This is a genomic window from Chengkuizengella sediminis, assembly GCF_010078385.1.
In the GTDB taxonomy this organism is placed as follows: Bacteria; Bacillota; Bacilli; order Paenibacillales; family KCTC-33759; genus Chengkuizengella; species Chengkuizengella sediminis.
Genome location: NZ_SIJC01000010.1, coordinates 75,103 through 92,031, shown reverse-complemented (window position 1 = coordinate 92,031; position 16,929 = coordinate 75,103). Strand labels below are relative to the sequence as shown.

Sequence of the window (16,929 nt, the reverse complement as noted above, 5' to 3'; positions counted from 1 at the left end):
TAAACTCATAGAAACTTTTAACAAGAAAAATAGGTGAGGAGAGAATTATTGTGGAACTTCAGGATCATGAATTAATAGGGGAAAGAGTGAAAATCATCCCAATGACAGAAGAACATACGAATGCATTATTTAAGGCTGGAAAGCAAGAGAAGATTTGGGATTATATGCCGCGAAGGGTTTCTAACATAAAAGATATGGAGGAATTAGTAATGGAAGCTCTATCTGATAAGAAAAAAGGTACATCGTTACCATTTGTAATCGTGGATCTCCAGTCTAATGAAATTGTAGGTAGTACTCGCTTCATCCATATCAATTTAAAAGATCGTCATTTAGAAATAGGTTGGACATGGTTAAATCCTATTGTTTGGAGAACAAAAGTGAATTCGGAATGTAAATATTTGTTGTTAAAATATTGCTTTGAACAACTTAATCTTACTCGAGTGCAATTAAAGGCAGATGAGAGAAATATTAGATCATTGCAAGCGATTGAACGAATTGGAGGTCATAGAGAAGGGATTTTACGAAAAGACCGTGTCCTTCCAGATGGTTTTATTCGAAATGCGGTTTATTACAGTATTATTGAAGAAGAATGGTTGGCTGTTAAAAAGAAATTAGAATCGTCTTTATAATGAATCACTACATTTTGAACAATATTTTTATCCAAAACTATACATCATTAATAACATAATTTTGATGTTTACCTTATATCTTCCCGTAATGACAACATCTTATGAGTGTTGTGCAATTCCCTATCGGTGATACTACATATATAACGATAGGAGGTGAATCTGATGGCTAACAAAAAAGTTGTACCTGGATGTGAATCAGCGATTAATCAATGGAAATATGAGTTTGCATCAGAGCTAGGATTATCGGTGGGACAGCAAGCAGCAGTTGACTATTACAGTGAATTTGCTTCAGAGCTAGGTACCGTTCCAAAACAAGCTTTAAAAGAGGATTATTGGGGGCACATCTCTGCAAGAGAATCAGGTGCTGTTGGCGGAGCCATTACAGCAAGATTAATTCAACAAGCAGAGCAGGTATTATTAAATTCATAGCTCCACTTCAATTGGGATATTTTTTTAATTAAAAAATTTTTAAAACCGTTAGTATTAGGTTTGACACTCATAATCAATTCAAGTAATATAATATTTTGAAGGTTCATTAATAATACCAACCTTTTCCCCTAGGGAAAAGGTTCGTTTTTTGTATATGATTATATAAATTTTATGTTTATTTATTAGTAGGAGGTTGATTGAGTTGGCTATGCAAAAAAGTCGTCGTTTATTTACATCAGAGTCTGTAACAGAAGGGCATCCTGATAAATTATGTGATCAAATTTCAGATTCCGTTTTAGATGCTTTTATGAAACAAGATCCAAATGCTCGGGTAGCTTGTGAAGTATCCACTACAACTGGATTAGTACTAGTTGCTGGGGAAATTAGTAGTGATTTTGCTACATACATTGATATTCCTGGTCTTGTTCGTGACACAATTAAAAACATTGGTTATGTTGATGCGAGATATGGTTTAGATTACAGAACATGTGCTGTACTTTCATCCATTGATGAGCAATCACCTGAAATTGCACGTGCAGTAGATACAGCGCTTGAAGCAAGAGAAGGTCAGATGAGTGAAAGTGAAATTGAAAGTATTGGTGCTGGAGATCAAGGTTTGATGTTTGGATTTGCAGTGAATGAAACACCTGAATTAATGCCTTTACCCATTTCATTATCTCATCAATTGGCCCGTCGTTTAACTGAAGCAAGAAAAGAAGGCATTATAGATTATCTTCGCCCAGATGGTAAAACACAAGTTACGATCGAATATGATGAAAATGATAAACCGATCCGAGTAGACACGATCGTTGTTTCTACACAACATCATGAAAACATAAGCTTAGAACAAATTAAAAAAGATGTTATCGAGCATGTAATCAAACCTGTTGTGCCTGCTGCATTTTTAGACGAGAATACAAAATATTTTATTAACCCTACTGGAAGTTTTGTTGTTGGAGGTCCTCAAGGAGATGCTGGGTTAACAGGACGCAAAATTATTGTTGATACGTATGGAGGATATGCACGTCATGGAGGCGGAGCATTTTCTGGTAAGGATGCGACAAAAGTGGATCGTTCCGGTGCATATGCAGCGAGATATGTTGCAAAAAATGTCGTAGCTGCAGGTTTAGCTACCAAATGTGAAGTCCAGGTTGCTTATGCAATCGGTGTTGCTCAACCGGTATCTATTAGTGTTGATACGTTTGGTACAGGTGTTGTGAGTGAAGAAAAACTTGTAGAAGCGATACGCAAGATATTTGATCTCCGTCCAGCTGGAATTATTAAAATGTTAGATTTACGCCAACCGATTTATCAACAAACGGCAGCATACGGCCATTTTGGACGTTCAGATGTTGACTTGCCTTGGGAGCGTACAGATAAAATAGAATTACTAAAAAATGAACTTCAATAAATTATAAAAAAAGAAAATAAATAATCGAACAGATAAGTAAAATCTAAAAGTGTTTTTAATTTATTAAGCATTGATGAGTAAATCATCAGTGCTTTTTTTGATTTTATCTGTGAAAAGCACTAAATCTACCTCGTTTTACATATATTTGCTAGTTTCTCAACTTTTCATAAAATTTCATAAAAAAAACGTAACTTTTTGTCACCTTCTGTAGTCTAATTAGTAGAGGAAAAAAGAATTTTATTAAATCTATTAAAGTTGTTCAAAAATTTCTATTATCATGATTATTAATAAACTAGGAGAGAGAATATGAAATATAAACATAATAACAAAGGCAGATTTCTCAGTAAAAAGGTCATTCCAATTGTAGTAAGTAGTTTTATAAGCGCTCAGCTTTTATTTTCACCTATATCAGGGTTAAATATATCACAAGTAGAAGCAGCTTCAGCTAAATTATTGAGTGAAGAGATGATTACCTCAGGTGCTGTATTACAAAATTATACTTTTACAATGCAGAGAGATGGAGAATATATCAATACAGAGGTTGGTGTTATTAAGTTAGATTTAAATAATCCCTATGTCAAGTTAGATGTAATGACAGGTGCCCACGGACAGTTTACAGAAAGATCAACCGTTCAAAATATGGTGAAATATACAGATGCAGTTGCAGGAGTGAATGGTGATTTTTATGCAATGAGTTCAGAGGGTGTACCCCTTGGACCGACCATATCTGACGGAGAAATCATGGCATCTCCAAGTGAATTAACGGGTATGTATACGTTTGGAATTACAGAAGCCAATAAACCTGTCATTGGACTCTATGCATTTGAGGGATTAGTGACAGCCGAGAATGGGGAAAGTTATCCCCTTAGGGGAATGAATAAAACGTATGCGTGGTTGGAGCCAGGTCATTTACATAGTCATGCAGATTCTTTATATGTTTACACGGATGCTTGGGGAAGTGAGCAAAGAGCTGCAGATGGTGCAACAACACCTACAGAAGTCTTAGTTGTAGATGATGTGATTGAAGAAATCTCTGAAGGGGAATTTCTACCGATGACTCCTCCGAAGGATGGGTACATTTTAAGAGCCCATGGTAAAGCAGCGAAGTTTGTTACAGAAAACATGCAAGTAGGCGACGAGATTGACACAGATTATGAACTTCTTTCGCTAAGTGATGAGGGTCAGAATATAAAAGAAGACGACTTTAAAATGCTGATTGGTGGCCATACCGTTTTAATACAAGATGGGAAAGCCGCAGATTTTTCCAGGGATGTATCTAGTTTATTGGGGAATCGCTCTAGGACGGCAATTGGTTATTCTAAAGATGAAAGATATGTTTACATCGTGACAGCAGATCACTATGGTGAAAGTGATGGATTAAGATTAAGTGAATTACAAGAATTGATGTTACAGCTTGGTATTTGGAATGGGATCAACCTTGATGGTGGAGGTTCAACTCAACTCGTATCACGTCCGTTGGCTGAATTTGATGTTGAACTAAGCAATCAACCCGAATATGGAAGTGAAAGAAATGTTGTAAATGGGGTAGGTGTATATTCAACAGCTCCAGAAGGTGAATTGAAGGGAATGTTTTTAGATGGAAAAACAACGCTTTTCAAAAATGAACAAACAACCTATCAAATGAAAGCATATGACGAATATTATAATCCAATAGATGTTAGTGAATTGGATGTGAATTGGTTGATAGCAAATCCAATTGGGGATTTTGAAGGGGACGTATTTACACCTAAACAATCTGGCACAACTCAAATTACTGCTACCTCAAATGATATTAATGAAAGCTTGGAAATAGAAATCATAGGAAGACATAATTTGTCCAACATGGGATTCTCTGCATCCAATTCTAATATGCTCGTTGAAGGCGGAACGTATAAACTACCTGTTTTTGTGAAATCTGAATCTGGAGTCAAACGCACGGTTCCAGCTGAATTAATAGATTGGGAGTTTATTGGTTTTTCAGGAACGATGGATGGAGATACACTAACCGTTCATCAACTTGGAAATAAAGGAATTGGTAAAATCATTGCTAAATATGATGGTTATAGTTCTATGTTAACCTTATCTGCAGGAATGTTGAGAGAGTGGGAAGATTTCAATCTTGGAGAAGAAGTTCCAGTATCTTTTACAGTTTATCCTTCTTTTGTGAGTGGGGACTTATCCTTCCAACGTGAATCTGCCAACAATCAAAGTCTTAGATTAGACTATGACTTTTCTGAAGGTGAAACTGTAAATAAGGCTGCATATGCTGTCTTTAACAATGACGAGGGAATAGAGGTAGATGGAGAGCCTCAATTCTTGAAAGTAGACTTGTTTGGTGATAACAGTTACAACTGGGTTAGAGCCGAAGTTATTGATGGTAATGGTGATGTTCAAAAAATAGATATCTCAAAAAATGTGAACTGGGAAGGCTGGGAAACAGTAAACGTTAATCTAGCAGATTATAATTTAACGTATCCTATAAAAATGAAAAGGTTATATATTGTAAGTCCTGATGTTGGACAAAATGATAGGGAAGTCACTGGTTCTGTTGCATTTGATAACATCTTCTTTATGTATAGAGGTGAAATTCCAGCGATTATTAAACCAAAAGTTGAGATGACATTAAATAAACAAATTCTTACAGTTGACGGTATCTCTCAGGAGTTAGATCAAGCTCCTGTTGTGATGGAAGGTAGAACGATGGTTCCACTTCGTTTTATTGTAGATGCTTTAGGTGGACAAGTCACATGGGATTCAGTAGAAAAGAAAGTGATTTTAATTAAAGAGGATCAGTTAATAGAATTATGGATTAACGACCCAGATATTAATTTAAACGGGAATAAAGTAACCTCAGATGTTCCACCTTCTGCTATTAATAATCGTACAATGGTTCCTTTACGATTCGTTTCAGAATTTTTTGGCTGGAAAGTAGGCTGGGATTCAACAACAAAGAAAATCACGATGGAATAAATATTGACATCAATTTACTTTCATTCTTGCTTAATTATGGTAGTATTAAGATATAGGCGCATATTTCGACAATAGTAGACTTTTATGGCGTTCAAACGACATGAAAGGCTACTATTTATAGGTATTAAAGTTTATTTTAGATACCTATGTTTTCTCTTTAAAGAATCTACAATACATAATTTCGGCTTGAAATACCAGAGAGGGAGTAGGATATATAGTGACGAACTTGGATGCTATCGATAAAGTCATAACAAAAACAATGGAAGTCATGGATGATAGCAAGTATCAAATATATGAAATCTCTGAAAGTGCTCGCTCTGAGTTAGAAGTTTTAAATAATGATTTAATTAGAGTCATGGGAGAAATCGACAAAGTTATACGTATTGTTGATGATTTTGAATTAAAATTTAGAGATGCTAGAAACAGACTCTCGGAAGTAAGTCGGGACCTGCATCAGTATGGAGAAAACGATATTCGAAGAGCCTATGAAACAGCAAATAACTTTCAAATTGAGTTAATTGTTTATCGTGAGAAGGAAAAGAATCTAAAAGATCGAAGAGATGATTTGCACCAAAGAATTAAAAATATCGAAGGTACGATTCATCGTGCAGAAAACGTTGTTTCTCAAATGAATGTTGTGGTTGATTATTTGAAAGGTGACTTAAGCCAAGTTTCTCGCATCCTAGAAACAGCAAAAAACAGACAACTTATCGGATTGAAAATTATTTTGGCACTAGAGGAGGAAAGAAAGAGGATTTCCCGGGAAATTCATGATGGAATTGCTCAATCTATGGCGAATTTAGTATTACGCACCGAAATTGTCGAACGTATGTTAAGTAAAAAGAAATACGATACGTTAATGGATGAGTTCAATGATTTTAAAAACCAAATGAGATCAGGGTTAGAAGAAGTGAGGAAAATTATTTTTAATCTTCGACCGATGGCTTTGGATGATTTAGGGCTTGTTCCAGCGTTGAGAAAGTACTTACATGATTTTGAGGAAAAATATGTGTTAAAAACCTCAATTGATGTTCATGGACATGAAATTCGTTTATCATCAGCAATGGAAGTTGCGATTTATCGGTTTGTGCAAGAGTTTTGTTCGAATACGTATAAACATGCAGATGCCTCTCAAATTAAATTAGATATTTCCTTTGAGAACGAAATGATTTCTATCTGTTTAGAGGATGATGGACTAGGATTTGATGTAGAACAAATGGAACTAAAAATTCTTGGTGGTAGTCATTATGGTATTATCGGGATGCGCGAGCGGGTAGAACTTCTTGAAGGAGACTTTGAAATCCGTTCTGCATCAAATAAAGGTACCCAAATTACGATGAAGGTACCTGTCAATGAGAGTGAAGAAAAGGAGTGAGATAGTATGAATAATGATCATAAAGTAAGAGTGATCATTGCAGATGACCACGCTCTTTTTAGGGAAGGGTTAAAAAGAATTTTAGAAATGGAGGATCAGTTGGAAGTCATATCTGAATGCGGGGATGGCAGTGAAGTGTTAGAATGCTGTAAGAAGCATAAACCCGACGTTCTTTTATTAGACATTAATATGCCAAATGAAAATGGTGTAATAACAACAGAGAAAGTCACTCAACATTTTCCTTTTGTAAAAATTGTTATTTTATCTATTCATGATGACGAAAGTTATGTATTTGAGACCCTAAAAAAAGGGGCATCCGGTTATTTATTGAAGGACATGGAATCAAATGAGTTAATTCATGCGATTAACTCTGTAGTGAAAGGGTATTCATACATACATCCGAAAGTATCCGGTAAATTAATCAACCACTTAAGAAGAATGACTTACTTAAATGAAACTGGGATTGCCAAACCACAGGAGCAGCAATCAAAGGTAACTTCAAATGTACGATACATATATGATTTAGAAAACCCTCTAACAAAACGTGAAGCGGAGGTCCTTTGTTTGATGGCAGAAGGTAGAAATAACAAAGCAATTGGCGAGCAATTATTTATAAGTGAAAAAACAGTAAAAAATCATGTGAGCAGCATATTACAGAAATTAGAAGTAGAAGATCGTACTCAAGCAGTAATTAATTCAATTAAAAAAGGTTGGGTCACACTTTAAGATAAAATCCTATAAATCATTTGAATTTTATTTTATTCCCTCAGACCTCTTTTTGCATATCCAATTGGAACTCTACAATCCCTTATGGCATATGATGACATATAAGGGAGGTAGAACATGTGATGATATCTGGAATCTTAACGATTATAGGAATTTATGTTTTGTGTGCACTAATCGTTCATGTTTCCCATTATTTTCACCTTAAAAAAAAGGGAGAGATTGGACTTCATAAAGTTCACTATGTCATCATCTCATATCAGAATGAAAAATTAATTGAATGGGTTCTTCGATCCATCTTTTTCTTTTTTTGGTTACATGGCAAAGAGGTAAAAATAACCGTTGTGGACAAAGGATCAACAGATGATACACTTGCCATAACAAATCGAATGATTTTGCATAAGGATGTGCAGATTAAAAGTGTTCCAATGAATGAGAAATTTAATTTAGAAAATAATATGTTTGATAAAAATGTAACCGTTATCGATTTAACAAAGGATTTTTGTTTACAAAATATCCTATTACTTTAAAAAACGCTTCGTTTAGTAGACAAAAAAATAATAAAATCTATCGGAGTGAAGAACACCCGATCAGCAATAAGCTGATTGGGTGTTTTTTTCGCAGTTACCAGCTCATGGATGGACTGGTGTCAGAATTACCACATGGACGTAGCAGTTTATGATTGATCCACATGGATGTGGATGTTATTAGTCGGGGTACAATTTTACTAATGCCAAGTGAGATGGAGGGAATTATGAAAGTCCATTTATATGCTGTAAATCATTCAATGGATCAAGATGGTAAACGAAATTTTTGGAGATGGTATGTATCATTTGAGATGCAAGTAGATGCTCAGTATTGGTTCAGACAAAGGAATCACCCGTATATCGTTGTGCTTAAGCCGAAGTTACCGTTAGGTATAGCCTTGGAGTATTGCAAAATATTTCATTCATTTGCTCGATTAAAATATTCGAATCAAGATAGTAAACAACTGACTCAAAAATGGGTTCGTTTTATGCTTCTACATCAGGAACATGTGCAGTTAAGTGAAAATCTACAGAAACAGCTATCTTTCAAATTTGTTCAAGCAGTTCAATATAAGAACCATGCTGATTTCAACATGAATTCGAAAATGGAAAGTAAAATTATACAATCCATTCAGGGTAGAGAATTACTACAAGCTGAATTTATTCATGTATTAAAAAGGTTAGGTTACACAACCGAAGATCAATGGACAGCGATCATTCAACACTTATATTTAACAGGACAAATTGAAATTAAAAGTGGAGTAACGATGAACCAGAAAAAATCATTCCCTTGGTTACAGCAACAGAAAGAAATGACTTGTCATCGTTGCGGTAGCGGTAGAGAATACATGTACGAAACATTATGTTTATTTTGTGAAGAAAATTGCCTGTATTGTGAGCACTGCATTACGATGGGGAAAAGCAGGTATTGTACGCCGCTAATTCAGGGGAAAGGATCATCTTCATCCCACATGCAATCACAAGTTTTAATGAATAAGATGCACCCATCAAGTGATTTGAAACATTGGAACTTAAGCCAACCACAAATAGAAGCAGTGAGAACTGCATCAGCATTTTTAAATGAAATGAAACATAACATTACGGCAACAAAACCTCCCCACTTTTTAATATGGGCTGTTACTGGTGCAGGGAAAACGGAAATGATTTTTCCTTTAATCCAACAAGAAATAAATAATGGTCATCAAGTGATGCTGGCTACACCCCGAAAAGATGTAGTTCTTGAATTGCAACCACGTTTACAAAAAGCTTTTCCGCATTTACAAATCGTAACCCTGTATGGTGGAAGCCCTCAAAAATGGGAAGAAGGAAATTTGTTCATTGCTACAACACATCAGTTGCTTCGTTTTTGGCAAAAGTTTGATTGCATCATTATTGATGAACTAGATGCTTTTCCTTTTCATAACAATGGTATGTTACAGTATGCTGCAATGAAAGCATGCAAACCACAAGGGAGATACATCATGTTATCAGCCACACCTCCTGCACAGATGGTCAAATTGATAGAACAAGGTCAACTTCCTCATGTGAAAGTGCCCGTACGATACCATCGACATCCGTTACCTATTCCTCAAAGAGTATCTTTCCCATCTTTACATCACATTTGTTCAAATGATCAAATTGAATTCACATCATTAAAAGGGCCCATAAATAAATTCCGAGTAGAGAAAGGTTTATTACAACGTATCAGAGACACAATGAAAAAGGAGGCGATTTGTTTTATCTTTCTACCGAAAATAAAGTATATCAACCCATTTGTTCAATACTTAAGAACAAAATGTAAGGATGTAAATGTGCAAGGCGTTTCTTCAATCGATAAACAACGAGAGCTGAAAGTACAAGCTTTTCGAAATAGAGAGATTCAAATATTAGTGACAACTACGATATTAGAAAGAGGGGTAACGGTACCTAATACAGATGTTTATATTATCGATGCGGACTCTAACATGTTTGATGAAGCGGCTTTAGTGCAAATGGCAGGACGAGCTGGGAGGTCAGCGCAATATCCCGATGGAAAAGTGTACTTTTTCTCAAATGAGAAAACAAAAAGTCAGGTAGTGACCATGAAACAAATCAAACAAATGAATACATTAGCTGAGCAAAAAGGATATCTGAAGGAAGAATACTCTAGATAAGATAGAGGGGGTAGATTCAATGTTTAAAGAAAAGGTTCATTTTATTCAAACTCAATGGCAGTTTCTACGTTCGATCTTTTCTAATAACGCTAGTACATGTTTAATTTGTAAAGTAACTCCCCAAACCTACCAAACCTTATCCTTATGTAAACCATGTGCTGCTATGATACCATGGATAACGAAAGTTTTATGCCCCATTTGTGGACGATTTGAAGTTTGTCATGATTGTGTTCGTAGATCAAACACATATTATGAATATAACAGAAGTTCGGTGGAATACAATGACACCATGCGTGAATGGTTGGCGTTATATAAATATAGAGGGAATGAAAGAATCGAAAGTTTATTTATAAAAATGGTAGATTATGCGTTCCAGTCGTTATTAATGTCCACTCCCTTACAGATTCACTCTATTGACTGCTTCACTTATATCCCATTAAGTGAACAAAGATTACAAGAGAGAGGTTTTAATCAAGCAGAGCGATTTGCTCGAGGTCTGAGTAATAAACATCAAATCCCTGTCATTGAGCTTTTGAAACGAACTCGACATACTGAAAAACAAAGTGTGGGTTCTAGGTCCAATCGTTTTTCTAATATACAAGGAGCCTTTGTTATCAATGAAAAAGAAGTATGGCGATTAAATAAGAAGGGGGCTTTGCATATCGTTGTGATTGATGATGTATATACAACGGGGAGTACGTTAAATGAGTGTGCGAAGGTGATTACGTCTCACTTGTCTGCTAAGGTATATGGGGCGACTTGGGCGAGGTGATGTATTTTTATTAAAAATCATTTACAATACACATAAAAAAAGGTAAAATATTAAACCCAGATTGTGAAAAAAGTAGATCTATAGGATGGTTTGTCGATCAATGTGGTACTGATTCGTGAAAATACGATGAAAAAATAAGGAGAATCAATATGCCATTCACTTTCTCACACCCTCTATATGCCATTCCACTAAAATGGATCAAACCAAAGTATTTTTGTGTTACTGGTCTCGTACTAGGAAGTATGTCCCCTGATTTTGAGTATTTCATAGCATTGGAACCCTATCGAACAATAGGTCACTCAGTAACAGGATTATTTATGCAATCTATTCCTCTAAGTATTTTATTTGCTTTCATTTTTCATAAAATAATAGTTAAAACCCTATCATTACATTTACCAAGTTTCTATAACTTAGATATGAGATCCTATCAAGTGTTTCATTCATGGCAGTTAAATACGTTTCGAAAATGGATTGTTTTTTTAACCTCAGTAGTTATTGGATTCTATTCTCATATATTTGTAGATTCTTTTACACATACAGGTGGTTATTTTGTTTTAAGATTTTCATTTTTTTCAAACACAATAAATTCGATACCTATATATAAGTTCCTACAACACATATTATCTTTATCGGGTCTTTTGTTCCTAACCCTTCTTTGTTTCAAAGTATTACGCAAACAAAATAACTTTCAAAGAAAAAGAATCATTAGTCAAAAGCAGAAACTAAAATACTGGAGTGTTGTTTTATTCACTGCTTTGGTAGTTACTACATTGAAACTATTATTTACATCTAGCACTAATATAATTGGGATCATAATAGTATCTCCCATTTCTGGAACTTTATTAGGTATATTTGCAGCATCAATGTTTTATAAAATAAATAAAAGGAGAAATATAAAATGATAGACACAGATCGTCTCATCTTTCGAAAATATACATTGGAAGATTTGGACTTTTTAATCTCAATGACCTCTGATCCAGAAATGATGAAATACATTGGTAAAGGAACAACCTGGACTGAGGATTTTACGAAAGAACGAATGAAGTTATGGATGAGCAGATATGAAGAAGGCCATATTAGTCTTATGTTAGCCATTAGAAAATCAGATCAATCTTTTATCGGACATGCAGGACTGCTTCCACAAGAAGTAGAAGGGAAAGATGAACTAGAAGTTGGTTATTGGATCGCTAAACCCTATTGGGGTCAAGGTTATGCTTCTGAAGCAGCTATCGCTTGGAAGGAATACGGGATGAACCATTTAGGGAAAGATAGATTAATTTCACTTATAAAACTTGGAAACAAAGGTTCACAGAAGGTAGCCAAGAAAAATGGAATGACCTTAGAAAAAGAAATTGTATTTCATGAGGTAGAAGCAGAAATGTGGTCCATTCATCGATAAAATAAAGTGAAGAGGTGCACTTGAGAAAGGAATGAATGACATGAATAAATGGGTCTTAATATTCTTTATTTTCATAATTAGTTTTCTAACGGCCTGTCAAAGTGATGATCCCTTAGATTTAAGTCAACCCCCATCAACAGAAATTTCAGATTCTAATCCACCAAATGATGATCAGTCTTCTTCCACAGAAGACGAGCAAGAACAAGATCCAATCATACAGCAACTTGAACAAATGACATTAAAACAAAAAATTGGTCAACTTTTTGTAGTTGGTTTTGATGGTTTGGAACCAAATGATCAAATTAAAACCTTGATTCAAGAGCACCATGTTGGTGGCATTATTTTATTTAGTAGAAATATTGAAACAAGTAAACAGCTTTTACAGCTAACCAATGATTTAAAGCAACTAAATCAATCAAATCAAATCCCTTTAATTATCTCTGTAGATGAAGAGGGCGGTAGAGTATCTCGTTTGCCAAGCAATGCGACCAAATTCCCATCCAATTTATTTATAGGAGGCAAGGGTGATCCTGTCCTAACTCATGATATTGGGTTAGTTATTGGTAATGAATTGGCAGCACATGGTTTTAATTTGGATTACGCACCTGTTTTTGATATTTTCAGTAATCCCAAAAATACTGTTATTGGAGACCGTGCTTATGGAACAACACCAGAGATAGTCAAAGAACATGGAAACGCATTTATGTTCGGTTTGCAAAAATCGAATGTCATTTCTGTTGTGAAACATTTCCCCGGTCACGGTGATACTGTCATTGATTCACATAAAGGTTTACCTGTTGTTCATAAAACGGTAGAGCAGCTGAAAGAACTGGAACTTCAACCATTTCAAGAAGCAATACAGGAAGGTGCAGATGTAGTGATGGCTGCCCATATTCAATACCCTAACATAGATGGGAGTGGAAGACCTGCATCATTATCTAAAATACTCATTACGGAGTTATTACGAAATGATATGGATTTTCAAGGTGTTGTTATCACGGATGATATGGAAATGGGAGCGATTAAAAAACATTACGGAGCAGGAGAAGCCGCGGTATATGCTGTTCAAGCTGGGGTGGATCTTTTACTTTATTCACATCACTATGATTTACAGAAGGAAGCTATTCAATCAATAGAAGTCGCTATAGAAACAGGAGAGATTACTTTACAGCAGTTAAATGAAAGTGTCGAGAGGATACTAAGGCTAAAGGAGAAATATAATCTAAATGATGACCCTCAATCTAAAGCAGGTCTTGAGATTGTAGGTTCTGAGAAACATCAAGCTGTAAGAGATCAACTAATGGATTAAATAGTGCATTTTCAATAAGTGAGTGGTATAATATGTATATTAATTGATACAATAAAAAAGAGTCGGGTGCCAGCCGACTCCGTGTACAACTCATTTTGGTAGGGACTCCTTCCGAAATAAAAAATTTGGAGGAAATAACCACTAGGCGTCAAACCTTAGAGTGGGGTTATTTCCTTTTTTCAGTACCATAATTTTCTACATTTTAATGTAAAAATCGACAAGATAGTATACACACAAACCTTCTTCAGGTATGATAATAAATAAAAAATAGTTTACTTTGGTAGGATAGATAGAAATCAGAGGTGTTATATATTATGTCTATAGATCAATTAAATAATTGTATAAATTGCGGTCGTTTATTTGTAAAGAACGTTAGTAACATCTGTCCAAGATGTGTGGAAGATATCAATCAACAATATGAAAGATGTGCGGAATATATAAAAGAAAACCGCGCATGTACGATTTATGAATTAAGTGAAGAAACAGATGTATCCGTTCGACAAATCACACAATTTATTCATGAAGGCCGTATCTTAATCGGTGACTTAGAAAACTTAGGTTATCCTTGTAATTCATGCGGGCAATTAATAAAAGTAGGAAGAGTATGTGATAACTGCAGCCTTAGAATTGCAAGAGAGGTTCGTGATGTAACAAGTAGAAATGCGGATGAAGAGCAAGAGGAAGCAAAAGTTTCTTATCTTCACAAAAATAGCAACATGAAAAAGAAATTTTAATATGATGAATAACTATAAAGTTTCTCAACAAACCTGCCGATAATAGTAGTAAATGATTATCGGCTAATTTGTATGTAAAGATTTGTGAGGTGATCCACATGAAAATTAATAAAATCAATCCAGTAAATGCGATTCAAAACTATCGTCAACAGCAGGATATAAACCAAGAAAAGAAAGCAAGCAAAAAAGCAATGCAGCGGGATGAGGTGCAAATTTCACCTGAAGCGAAGGAATTACTGGACACAAAACCAACGGAACGAGAAGAGAAAATCGAAGATTTAAAACAAAGCGTTTCTAATGGAACGTATCAAGTAGATGCCAACAAAATCGCAGAGAAACTATTACCGTATTTCAAAAAACAATGAAAAAGGTGAGAGAGCATGTCAGTTTATGACATAGTACAACATTTAGAAACGTTGGATCAGATTCACTTCAAATTAATAGAACTTGGTAAACAAAAAAAACAAATCATAATAGATAACCATATAGAAGAACTTACGAAAATCATGAATCAGGAATCAATGCTGTTAAAACAAATCACAGAAGTAGATTCTAAACGGGTGAAGGTTGTTGAAAACATCGTAAAACAAAAAGGAATGCAGCCGAATCCGAACCTTACGATTACAGAGTTAACAAGATTTATCATTGATCCAGAGGAAAAGAGAGCTTTAAAGGCAGCGCAGAATAAGCTTTTGAAAACCATGGATGAAATGAAAAATTTGAATACATTGAATCAACAATTAATTGAACAATCTTTATCATATATTAATGTGACATTAGAAACGGCTCTAGGTACAGCAGACGACAATGTGACCTATCAAAATCCATTAACGAATCAACATGGGTCTCGTAAAGGAATATTTGATGTAAAAGGCTAAAATAGCTCGGACTAATTAGTAAAGGAGAATACATATGGGATCTACATTCGGAGGAATAGAAATAGCCAAACGTTCTTTAACCGCACAGCAAACGGTAATGAATACGATTGGACATAATATAGCAAATGCAAATACAGTGGGATATACTAGACAAGTAGTAAATCTAGTCGCTTCTAAACCTATGGAAGCTCCAGGTTTAATGAGAAGCACAAACCCAGGTCAAATTGGACAAGGGGTAGATTTCGATTCCATTAATAGAATTAGAGATAGCTTTTTAGACGATCAGTATCGAAATGAGCAAAAATATCTTGGGGAATGGTCTATAAAAGAAGATACATTACAAAAATTAGAAGCCATATTTAACGAACCTTCTGAAACAGGGTTAACACAAGTTCTCGAGAAGTTTTGGAATGCATGGCAGGATGTTAGTAATGATCCAGAGAATGTCACTGCACGTACTGCGTTAAAAGAAAATGCATTGGCGTTAACAGATACATTGAATCAATTAGATAAACAACTTAATGATTTTGCAAATGATTTAACCGAAAACATGAATGTGAAAATGACAGAAGCAGATAATATGCTGACGCAAATTACAAATTTAAATAATGAGATTTTTAGAATAGAAGGAATGGGCGATAATGCAAATGATCTAAGAGATCAGAGAGATTTTCTCGTAGACAAGCTTTCCAATATCGTAAATATCGATGTCTCTGAAACAGAAAGTGGCTACACAATCTCTATGGGTAGTATTAGTTTAGTAAATGGGATTAATAAAGAATTTACATTTGATGAAGCCTCTTTAAACAGCAGCATTTCTTCTGGAGATTTAAATAGCGGTGAACTATACGGTATGGTTGAATCAAGAGATGAATATGTCGCAGAATATGCTTTTCAAATAGATGCTATGGTAAAAGCTTTGGTAGAAGGTGACGTAGAAGTGACACTTCCAGAGGGTTCCGTGATTCCTGAAGGGACAACTTTAAATGGGATCACTTATACTGGAACAATAGAAGAAAGAACATTAGGAGCAGATACAACCGTAACCGTCCAAGGACTAAATGGGATACATGAATTAGGTTACTCTCTTGAAGACCCTCCACAATCGGGTATTCCATTTTTTACTTTAAAAGAGGGTGCTACGGAATGGGATGCGAGCAGCATTACTGTAAATCCAGAGATCCAGGACAATCCTTCCAAAATCGCTTCATCGTCACGAGTGGATGAAAGTGGCAATGTAATCTTCGGGAATAATGATATTTCATTGTTAATTGCGGGATTGAAAAATGTAGATTTAAGTTACACTTCAGGTACAGCAGGAGATCCAGTGTTGTCCAACGGAACTTTTGATGAATTTTTCCGATCCATGATTGGACAATTAGGGGTACAAACTCAGGAAGCAAGTCGACAAGTAGATAACCAACAAGTGTTGGTACAGCAAGTTGAAATCAATCGTTTATCGGTTAGTGGAGTATCTTTAGATGAGGAACTAGCTGATATGATTAAATTTGAACAAGCTTATAATGCTTCTGCACGGATGATGACAACAATTGATGAATTATTAAATAAATTAATTAACGGGACAGGTCGAGTAGGACTATAGAAAGCTGATTGAAGGAG

16 protein-coding genes are annotated in these 16,929 nt (G+C 35.1%); all 16 read left to right on the top strand.

The annotated features are described in order from the left end of the window. Positions 1–50: 50 nt before the first annotated feature. Positions 51–629 carry a GNAT family N-acetyltransferase gene (locus tag EPK97_RS17450; RefSeq protein WP_162037917.1) on the top strand — a complete coding sequence of 193 codons (579 nt, stop codon included), beginning with the start codon at positions 51–53 and terminating at the stop codon, positions 627–629. A 162-nt stretch (positions 630–791) separates the two neighbouring features. Further along, the gene (locus EPK97_RS17445) at positions 792–1,058 is read left to right on the top strand and encodes an alpha/beta-type small acid-soluble spore protein (protein WP_162037916.1); all 267 of its coding nucleotides are present in this window, start codon (positions 792–794) and stop codon (positions 1,056–1,058) included. Between the two features lie 208 nt (positions 1,059–1,266). Next, positions 1,267–2,469: a methionine adenosyltransferase gene (gene metK / locus EPK97_RS17440; protein ID WP_162037986.1), complete on the top strand. Its 1,203-nt coding sequence runs from the start codon at positions 1,267–1,269 to the stop codon at positions 2,467–2,469. A gap of 306 nt (positions 2,470–2,775) precedes the next feature. After that, on the top strand, positions 2,776–5,439 hold the full coding sequence (locus tag EPK97_RS17435; RefSeq protein WP_162037915.1) for a stalk domain-containing protein: 2,664 nt from the start codon (positions 2,776–2,778) through the stop codon (positions 5,437–5,439). A 217-nt stretch (positions 5,440–5,656) separates the two neighbouring features. Then, a complete protein-coding gene (locus EPK97_RS17430; protein ID WP_420826806.1) occupies positions 5,657–6,814 on the top strand; it encodes a sensor histidine kinase in 1,158 nt (385 codons plus the stop codon). Between the two features lie 6 nt (positions 6,815–6,820). Then, positions 6,821–7,540 (top strand): response regulator transcription factor, encoded by a 720-nt coding sequence (locus EPK97_RS17425; protein WP_162037909.1) that lies wholly within the window; start codon positions 6,821–6,823, stop codon positions 7,538–7,540. Positions 7,541–7,659: 119 nt separating this feature from the next. Next, positions 7,660–8,067, top strand: coding sequence for a hypothetical protein (locus tag EPK97_RS17420; RefSeq protein WP_162037908.1), 408 nt, complete (start codon positions 7,660–7,662; stop codon positions 8,065–8,067). A 224-nt stretch (positions 8,068–8,291) separates the two neighbouring features. Beyond that, on the top strand, positions 8,292–10,217 hold the full coding sequence (locus EPK97_RS17415) for an ATP-dependent helicase ComFA (RefSeq protein WP_162037906.1): 1,926 nt from the start codon (positions 8,292–8,294) through the stop codon (positions 10,215–10,217). Between the two features lie 19 nt (positions 10,218–10,236). Beyond that, positions 10,237–10,989, top strand: coding sequence for a ComF family protein (locus EPK97_RS17410; protein ID WP_162037905.1), 753 nt, complete (start codon positions 10,237–10,239; stop codon positions 10,987–10,989). A 149-nt stretch (positions 10,990–11,138) separates the two neighbouring features. Beyond that, positions 11,139–11,891, top strand: a complete 753-nt coding sequence (locus EPK97_RS17405; protein WP_162037903.1) for a DUF4184 family protein — start codon at positions 11,139–11,141, stop codon at positions 11,889–11,891. Further along, complete coding sequence (locus EPK97_RS17400; RefSeq protein WP_162037902.1) at positions 11,888–12,388, top strand: GNAT family N-acetyltransferase; 501 nt, start codon at positions 11,888–11,890, stop codon at positions 12,386–12,388. The genes EPK97_RS17405 and EPK97_RS17400 overlap by 4 nt, the downstream gene beginning before the upstream one ends. A 40-nt stretch (positions 12,389–12,428) precedes the next feature. Continuing rightward, on the top strand, positions 12,429–13,697 hold the full coding sequence (nagZ, locus tag EPK97_RS17395; protein WP_162037901.1) for a beta-N-acetylhexosaminidase: 1,269 nt from the start codon (positions 12,429–12,431) through the stop codon (positions 13,695–13,697). A gap of 314 nt (positions 13,698–14,011) precedes the next feature. Beyond that, positions 14,012–14,431, top strand: a complete 420-nt coding sequence (locus EPK97_RS17390) for a flagellar protein (protein WP_162037900.1) — start codon at positions 14,012–14,014, stop codon at positions 14,429–14,431. 98 nt (positions 14,432–14,529) lie between these two features. Next, entirely contained in the window at positions 14,530–14,796 is a 267-nt protein-coding gene (gene flgM, locus EPK97_RS17385; RefSeq protein WP_162037899.1) for a flagellar biosynthesis anti-sigma factor FlgM, read from the top strand. Positions 14,797–14,811: 15 nt separating this feature from the next. Then, entirely contained in the window at positions 14,812–15,309 is a 498-nt protein-coding gene (locus EPK97_RS17380; protein ID WP_162037898.1) for a flagellar protein FlgN, read from the top strand. Positions 15,310–15,343: 34 nt separating this feature from the next. Further along, a complete protein-coding gene (gene flgK, locus EPK97_RS17375) occupies positions 15,344–16,912 on the top strand; it encodes a flagellar hook-associated protein FlgK (protein WP_162037897.1) in 1,569 nt (522 codons plus the stop codon). Positions 16,913–16,929 lie beyond the last annotated feature (17 nt).